At 66.6% G+C, this 5867-nt stretch carries 8 protein-coding genes; 1 reads left to right on the forward strand and 7 read right to left on the reverse strand.

Annotated elements, in window-relative coordinates; translation table 11 throughout:
• From B2V90_RS05685 to ftsE, 4 genes are all read right to left on the reverse strand, one after another.
• The coding region (locus B2V90_RS05685) for a lysophospholipid acyltransferase family protein (RefSeq protein ID WP_293920208.1) at positions 1 to 367 on the reverse strand (367 nt) is incomplete at its 3' end.
• A 14-nt stretch (positions 368 to 381) separates the two neighbouring features.
• Positions 382 to 912 (reverse strand): YdcF family protein, encoded by a 531-nt coding sequence (locus tag B2V90_RS05690; RefSeq protein ID WP_009823200.1) that lies wholly within the window; start codon positions 910 to 912, stop codon positions 382 to 384.
• Positions 909 to 1814, reverse strand: a complete 906-nt coding sequence (locus B2V90_RS05695; RefSeq protein ID WP_228221350.1) for a cell division protein FtsX — start codon at positions 1812 to 1814, stop codon at positions 909 to 911. Before B2V90_RS05695 ends, B2V90_RS05690 begins: the two co-directional genes overlap by 4 nt.
• Positions 1811 to 2539 (reverse strand): cell division ATP-binding protein FtsE, encoded by a 729-nt coding sequence (gene ftsE, locus B2V90_RS05700; protein ID WP_009823202.1) that lies wholly within the window; start codon positions 2537 to 2539, stop codon positions 1811 to 1813. Before ftsE ends, B2V90_RS05695 begins: the two co-directional genes overlap by 4 nt.
• A gap of 167 nt (positions 2540 to 2706) precedes the next feature.
• On the opposite strand from ftsE, the gene B2V90_RS05705 reads away from it, so the two are divergent.
• Positions 2707 to 3561 carry an MJ0042-type zinc finger domain-containing protein gene (locus tag B2V90_RS05705; RefSeq protein WP_228221351.1) on the forward strand — a complete coding sequence of 285 codons (855 nt, stop codon included), beginning with the start codon at positions 2707 to 2709 and terminating at the stop codon, positions 3559 to 3561.
• A gap of 33 nt (positions 3562 to 3594) precedes the next feature.
• Here B2V90_RS05705 and B2V90_RS05710 read toward each other — a convergent pair whose 3' ends face one another.
• The 3 genes from B2V90_RS05710 to B2V90_RS05720 all read right to left on the reverse strand — a co-directional run.
• Positions 3595 to 4500: a pirin family protein gene (locus tag B2V90_RS05710; protein ID WP_228221352.1), complete on the reverse strand. Its 906-nt coding sequence runs from the start codon at positions 4498 to 4500 to the stop codon at positions 3595 to 3597.
• Positions 4497 to 5204 carry a glutathione S-transferase gene (locus B2V90_RS05715; protein ID WP_228221353.1) on the reverse strand — a complete coding sequence of 236 codons (708 nt, stop codon included), beginning with the start codon at positions 5202 to 5204 and terminating at the stop codon, positions 4497 to 4499. The genes B2V90_RS05710 and B2V90_RS05715 overlap by 4 nt, the downstream gene beginning before the upstream one ends.
• Positions 5205 to 5376: 172 nt before the next feature.
• On the reverse strand, positions 5377 to 5867 hold a 491-nt coding region (locus B2V90_RS05720; RefSeq protein WP_293920183.1), incomplete at its 5' end, for a phosphomethylpyrimidine synthase ThiC.

Below are 5867 nucleotides of genomic sequence, written 5' to 3' on the forward strand. Positions count from 1 at the left end.
CGGCGCTGCGTTCGATCGGGATGAGGCCGTAGCGGCGGGCGATGAGGCCCCAGAGCGGAATGTCGAGCAGTTCGCGCTTGGCGCCGATCGCCGGCCGATCGAACAGGCACAGCATGTCGATGGTTTCGAACATCGATTCATGCTTGATGATGTAGAGATAGGGACCAAGCGGCAGATCGCCGTCCACCACCACCCTTTGCCCCAGGAGCCAGCGCGCGCAACCACGGTGGAAGCGGCTCCACCCGGTGGCGATGCGCGGCACCATGTCGGCGTCAAAGCCCCCGGCCAGCATCGCGGCGAGCACGAAGAGAAGGCTGCCGCTGTAAAAGATCAGCATGAAGGCAAGCGAACGCAGCGCGGTCAGGATGGTGTTCATCAGGATCATATGCCGATCAGCGCTGCGATCCGGCGCAGCAGATATTTATTATATTCGCGCATCAGCACCGACAGGCTGGGGTGGCTGGGCACCGCGTCATAGACAATGTGGATGCGCGGGGGCAGCGCCTGGGTCAGTTCCAGCGCGGATCGACGCATATGCCAGTCGGTGGTGACGAGCCGCACCGTCTGATAATCGCGCCGCGCCAGCCAGCGCGCGGTTTCCAGGCCGTTGGAGCGGGTGTCGATAGCCTCGCGGCCGAGCGTGATGCAACAATCGAACAGGGCTTCGGGCGCATCATATTGGGCGGCCAGTTCCCCCGGCCTGACCGACCGGTCGACGCCCGAAATCAGCATCCGCCTGGCCGCGCCCTGCTGCATGAGGGCGATGCCGCGGTCGATACGGCCAGGGCCGCCGGTCAGCACGACGATGGCGTCGGTGCGGCGACCGTCGAGCGGTTCGGGCAGGAAGATGGCAAACCAGGCAAAGCCCAGCACCCAGCCGAGCAGCGCCAGCGCGGCGAGGCGTACGATCATAGCGTCCGCCCCAGGGCGCGCAGCACCGTCCAGCGTGCCGTCAGCGTCGCCAACAGCACGCCGGCGACCGGCAGGGCCACAAGAATGAGCCAGCCCTGCCAGGGCAGCGTGATCGCCGCGAGCAATTCCGACCCGGTCGCGCCCAGCCGCAGCCCGATCAGCAGAATGACGAAAATGCCGAAGGAGAAGCCCAGCGCGCCGCCCATCAGCGCATCGAGCCCGATGCGCCGCTGGAACAGGCGGGCGATCTGCACATCGGTCGACCCCATGAGATGCAGCACGTCGATGGTGCCGCGATGGCTGTCATGCGCGCCGCGCGCCGCCAGCACGACGACCGCCGCCGTCGCCAGCATCATCAGCAGGACCGCGCCCAGCGCGAGCAGGCCAAGCGCCGAAAGCAGGCCGGCAAGCGGCGTCAGGAAAGCGGCGTGCGGATCGACGCGCAGCTTGGGCGACAGAGCGGCGAGCCGCTGGCGCAGGCGATCGACCTTCGTCCCGGCGTCTCCCGGCGTCAGCATGACGTCGATCAGCGCGGGGACCGGCAGGTCGCCATTCAAGGCTTCTTCGCCCAGCCAGGGGCGCAGTTGATCGGCCAGGACGGCGGACGGAACAGGATCGGCAGAGCGCACTTCGGGCGCAGCCCGCAGCGCCCTGAGCGTTTGCGCGGCAAGGGCGGCGCGGGTCTGCGCGTCGGCCTCCACCACCTGCACGCTGGCGCGCCCGGCAAGATCGGCGCGCATTGACTGGACCGCCGCGCCCAGGCCAAGGCCCGCAGCAGCGGCAAGCACCGTCACGAACATCATGATCGCGATGATCCAAGGCATCGGCCCTGCGACCCGCCCGCCCGGCAGCAGGCGATGGCGCGCGGCGGTGGCAGCCTTTCGCTCGGCGCGGCCACTCATCGGCCTTCACCCCTGTCCTGATCGTCGCGCGCGCGCGGGGGATATCGCAGGGTGCCGGTGGGATCGGCCAGCCGCCCCTTGTCGAGCTTCATCATCTGCGCACCCGACACCTGCGCCATCAGCGGCAGATCATGGGTGGCGACGACGACAGTTGTGCCAAGACGATTGAGCGCTTCGAACAGGGTGAGCAGGCGGCGGGCCATGTCCGCATCGACATTGCCGGTCGGTTCGTCGGCGACGAGGATTTCTGGACGGCCGATCACCGCGCGGGCGATCGCCACGCGCTGCTGCTCCCCGCCCGACAGGGTGGCGGGCCGCGCGTCGCCGCGATCGCCCAGCCCGACCCAGTTCAGCATTTCCGCCACCGGCGCGTCGACCTCATCCTCCTTCATGCCGGCAACGCGCAGCGGCAAGGCGATATTGTCATAGGCCGACAGATGCGGGACGAGCCGGAAGTCCTGGAACACGACGCCGATGCGGCGACGGAAGCCCGGCAGCCGCTTACGCGGCAGAGTCACCACATCTTCGCCGAATAGGCGGATGACACCCCGGCTAGGCCGCTGCGCAAGATAGAGGAGCTTCAGAAGCGACGTCTTGCCCGCACCGGACGCGCCGGTGAGAAAATAGAAACCGCCGCTGGCGAGCGAAAAGCTGACGTCCGAAAGCGTCTCACTGTCCAGCCCATAGCGCAGGCCGACATTTTCGAACTGGACGATGGCCGACATGGACGGATGATGGCGCGATGGCGCTCCCTGCTTGGCGAAGGCGCAGCCATGGCACAGGGGGCGTGCCGTCGTAAAGCCCGCCCCGCCTGTCGTGGCGAGTCGCGGGCGGCGAACCGAGGCGCGTCTTGCCGCTTGCGCGCGAGTCCAAGCCATGGCTATGAAGCGAAATGATCCTGCTGTGCCCCAATTGCGCGACCCGCTATGTCGTGCCCGACAGCGCCGTCGGCCCCAATGGGCGCCAGGTCCGCTGCGCGGCGTGCAAGCATAGCTGGTTCCAGGAAGCAGCCGTCCCGCCCGCGCGCGACGAGGCAGCGCCGCCGGCCGAACAGCCGTCCGAACCGCCAGCTGCGGCGCCAGTTCCGCCGCCGGCTCCGACCCCGGAGCCCGAAGCCTTTGCCGCGCCTCCGTCCGATGCGGCGGACGCTGCGGACAATCCAGTCGCGGCGGCGGAGACCCCTGCGGTGGACGCTGCCGCTGAGCCGCCGGCCGCCGCGCCCGAGCCAGCGCAGGCCGATCATCGCTTCGATGACATTTATGCCGGTGCGCCAGTCAGCCGGGACACCGAGGAGAGCTACGCGCCGACGGTTGCCACCCGCGCGCGTCGCAATCCGGTCAAGCTGTGGACCTATGCGGCCGCCGCCTTCTTCTTCGTCGTAGCCGCCGCGGGCGGCGCGCTCTATTATTATGGGCCGCCATCCTGGATGGTGGCGATGGGTCTGGTGCCCGAAGAGGGCGACCCGGACCTGCTTTTCTACCTGTCGAAGCCCGCCGAGCGCCGCAAGCTGCCGACCGGGGAGGAATATTTCGCCTTCGGCGCGCGCATCGTGAACAGCGGGACGCAGGCGCTGCCCGTGCCGCCGGTGCTGGTGCAACTGCGCGACCGGCAGAACCGGCTGGTGTTCAGCTGGACGACGAAGGCGGACAAGACGCGGCTGAAACCGGGCGAGGAAGCGTCGATCAACGAAAGCCGGATCGACATTCCCAAGAACGCCGAAAATCTCTCGCTCACCTTCGTTCAGTAAAGGGCACGCCAGAATGGGGGGCGCCGTCGACCTTCAGGGGTAGCTGACCGTCTTGGGCCGGCCCTGCGGGATCGGGATGAATTCCTGGTCGTCGCCGGGGATGAGCGGAAAGCGCATCGCGTCCCAGTCCTCGCGCGCCTGCATCAGCCGGTCCGGGCGCGAGGAGACGAAATTCCACCAGACATGGCGCGGCGAGGAAAAGGCTTCGCCGCCGCACAGCACGATCCGGCCGCCATCGACGCTCATCAAGGTGGCGGAGGTGCCGGGCCGCAACACATAGAGCGTTTGTGGCGTCAGGGTCATGCCATCGAGCGCAGCATCGCCGCCCGAGACATAGAGGGCGCGTTCGTCGGCGGATGGGTCAATGGCGATCCGGCCGCCGGGCGCAAGCTGGATGTCGGCGTAAATGGTGTCGGCATAGGTGGTGACGGGTGAGGTTTCGCCCCAGAGCGTCCCCATGATGACGCGCGCGCGCGTCGATCCGTCTTCGATGACCGGCAGCCCACCTTCGCTGACATGCTCGAACGCCGGATCCATTTCCTCGACCCGGTCGGGGAGCGCCAGCCAGGTCTGGATGGCCGACAATTTGGACACCTTTGCCCGGTCTTCATCGGGCGATCGTTCGGAATGGACAATGCCGCTGCCCGCCGTCATCAGATTGACCGCGCCCGGCTCGATCAATTGCTCGGTCCCCAGTGAATCGCGATGCAGAAATGCGCCTTCATACATATAGGTCACGGTGGCGAGGTTGATGTGGGGGTGCGGCCGCACGTCGATCCCCTGCCCCGGCGCGATCTGCGCCGGCCCGGCCTGGTCGAAGAAGATGAAGGGGCCGACCATCGTGCGCCCCTTGGACGGCAGGGATCGGTGCACCTTGAAGTCGCCCAGATTATGGCTGACGGGGGTGATGGTCTGAACAATGAGGTCGTCGAAGGTCATGCCGCATCCAGTTCGGGATAATGACGGAAGATGCCGTCTTCATTGAAGGGTAGCCGCCGGTCGCTGGCGAGATAATCCTGCAATTCGGGCAAGGCCGCAACCCTGTCGTGCAGGGCTATGACCGCTGGGAAGCGCCCATCGAGCGACGCCATGCGCACCGGGAAGGCGTAGGTCAGGCCGGCGACCAGCTGAAATAGCGAGAGGTCGGCATAGCTCCAGCGTGCCCCGGCCAGCCAGTTGCCCGGTTCAGAACCAAGCGCGCGCTCGAAATAGCTGAGATATTTGGGAATGCGCTCATCGCGAAAGCCCTGGGCGCGGCGCAGCGCTTCCGGTTTCTGATCCGCATAATAGAGATGGACACCGACAGGATGATGCACGTCATGCGCTTCAGCGACCATGTCCATGATCGTCAATTGGAGCTGCGCGAGCCAGTAGCGGCTTTTCATGCCCGATGGGCCGCATTCATGCCTTTCGGACAGATAGAAAAGGATATTGGCGGTCTGGGACACGGTTGCGCCATCGATGCCGAGATAGGGCGGCGCGAAGGCGGGGCCTCGATCATGGCTTGCCATGTCGGCCATCAGCGCCTCACCCCCTTCTTCCCGCGCGCAGTCGCGATAGGCGATGCCACAAGCCTCCAGCGTCAGCCGGACGAATTCGCCGCGGCCGGGAATGGTCGGCCAGTACCAGAAGTCATAGGCCATCGGGGACGCTCCTTGCTGTGATCCGGAGGCGGAACGCGGGGGCGCGGCATATGGTTTATCGGCAGCCCGAAAATTCGGCCTTTTCGGTCAGTCAGACACGGTGCCTGAGCCTTCCCGGTCGCCGCAGGAGATGGCGGGCCCCGCCCGCCATCCGCCTGACCATTATCCCTCTTCAGTCGTGGTCGCGGCCGCCTGCGCCCATATAGAGCTCGCTGCCCGTTTCCTTGAACAGCTTGCTCATCTCCTCCATGCCCTTGAGCGCCGCCGCCTTGCTCGCTTCTGCCACTTCCGCGCCGGTGAGGCCCGCTTCAAGGAAGCCATCGGCAGGCTGGTTCTTCTTCGCGGCGAAGTCGCGCACTTCCTGCGTGATCTTCATCGAGCAGAATTTAGGGCCGCACATGGAGCAGAAATGCGCGGTCTTGGCGCCTTCGGCAGGCAGCGTCTGGTCGTGATATTGCTCGGCCGTGTCGGGATCGAGCGACAGGTTGAACTGGTCGCGCCAGCGGAACTCGAAGCGGGCGCGCGACAGCGCGTCGTCGCGGACCTGCGCGGCGGGGTGGCCCTTTGCAAGGTCGGCAGCATGGGCGGCGAGCTTGTAGGTGACGACGCCGACCTTCACATCGTCGCGGTCGGGCAGGCCCAGATGCTCCTTGGGCGTGACGT

Origin of the sequence: Sphingobium sp. UBA5915 (assembly GCF_002431195.1) — a bacterium.
In the GTDB taxonomy this organism is placed as follows: domain Bacteria; phylum Pseudomonadota; class Alphaproteobacteria; order Sphingomonadales; family Sphingomonadaceae; genus Sphingobium; species Sphingobium soli.